Annotated in this window: 2 protein-coding genes; both read left to right on the top strand. The window is 79.7% G+C overall.

Annotated elements, in window-relative coordinates; genetic code table 11:
- Positions 1 to 110: 110 nt before the first annotated feature.
- Positions 111 to 542, top strand: a complete 432-nt coding sequence (locus C6N75_RS29785) for an STAS domain-containing protein (RefSeq protein ID WP_105871939.1) — start codon at positions 111 to 113, stop codon at positions 540 to 542.
- A gap of 374 nt (positions 543 to 916) precedes the next feature.
- Positions 917 to 1234: ATP-binding protein (locus tag C6N75_RS31950; RefSeq protein WP_258177689.1), on the top strand; the 318-nt coding region annotated here is incomplete at its 3' end.

Genomic DNA, 1234 nt, shown 5'->3' with positions numbered 1-1234 from the left:
AGGTTGACCCCATGACGACGCGCCGCCCCTCCCCGCTCCACGCCGCCCCGGCCCGGCACCCCCGGCGCGGGCCGTCCCCGCCGCCGTAGCGCCCGTCGGGGCAGGGCCGCATGAGCACACCGCCGCCGTCGCTGACCGTCACCGCACGGCGCACCGCCGACGGAATCCGCCTGGAGCTGGCCGGAGAGCTGGACCACGAGACCGCCGGCGGGCTGCTCACCGCCGCCCGCGAGCACCTCACGGCGGCCGGCGACGGGCCGGGCCCGCCGCTGGAACTCGGCCTGGCCGGTCTGACGGACTGCGACTCGACCGGGCTGGCGGCGCTCCTGCGCATCCGCCGTCTGGTCGACGCGGCGGGCGGCCGGATGCGGCTGGAGGACCGCCCGGCGCTGCTGGACCGGATGCTGTACCTCACCGGCACCGCCGCATACCTGACCGGCACCGCCGAACACCGCACCGGCACCGCCGACTACCTCGGCCCGGCCGACGGCGGGCGGGACGGCGCGGCGGGGGACTGCGCCCCGGCGGACCGGACGTCCTGACACCCGCTCGCCGGGCCCCGGACAGCGCCGGCCGGCCGACCTGAGAAGCTGTCCCCCGACCGGGGACGCCCCACCGCGGCGCCTCGGCCCTGGCAACCCCGCCCTGGCAACCGGTCCCGCCCCGGCAACCCCGGGCCGACCTTGGCAACCCCGCCTCGGCGACCGGCCCAGCCTGGCAACCCCGCCCTGGCAACCGGCCTAGCCTGGCAACCCCGCTCCCGGCGACCGGTCTCCCCTCGGAAGCCCCGCCGTGGCAACCCGCGCAGGGCGGCCCGGGGCGACCAGGGCGTCCAGGTCGACTGGCCCGGCACGAGCGGGACGGTGGCAGCGGGCCGACAGCCCGCGCACGGGCAGTACGCACGGACGGAGCAGGAGTGAAGGACGACAGCGCGGCACGGCCGGCGAGACCCTCGGCGCACCAGGGACCGGGCCAGGCCGCCCGGGCCCGCGCCGAGGTGCGGGCCCTGCTGGCCGCCGCGACGCCGCCGCCGTCCGAGCGGACCGCGGCCGACGCGCTGCTGGTGACCTCCGAACTCGTCGCCAACGCGCTGCGCCACGGCGGCGGCCTGACCGGGTTCGACGCCGCCCTGGCCGGCGACAGGCTGGTGCTGGTGGTCGCCGACCGCAGCACCCGGCCCCCCGTCCCCACCCATCCGCTGGCGCCGGCGCCCGGCACCGGCGGGGCGTTCCCC

The organism is Streptomyces solincola (assembly GCF_002982015.1).
In the GTDB taxonomy this organism is placed as follows: domain Bacteria; phylum Actinomycetota; class Actinomycetes; order Streptomycetales; family Streptomycetaceae; genus Streptomyces; species Streptomyces solincola.
This window is presented reverse-complemented; position numbering and strand designations above follow the sequence as displayed.

Excerpts from the sequence above, each read along its gene's own strand:
- C6N75_RS29785 (WP_105871939.1), top strand. The coding sequence starts at position 111 with ATGAGCACACCGCCGCCGTCGCTGACCGTCACCGCACGGCGCACCGCC.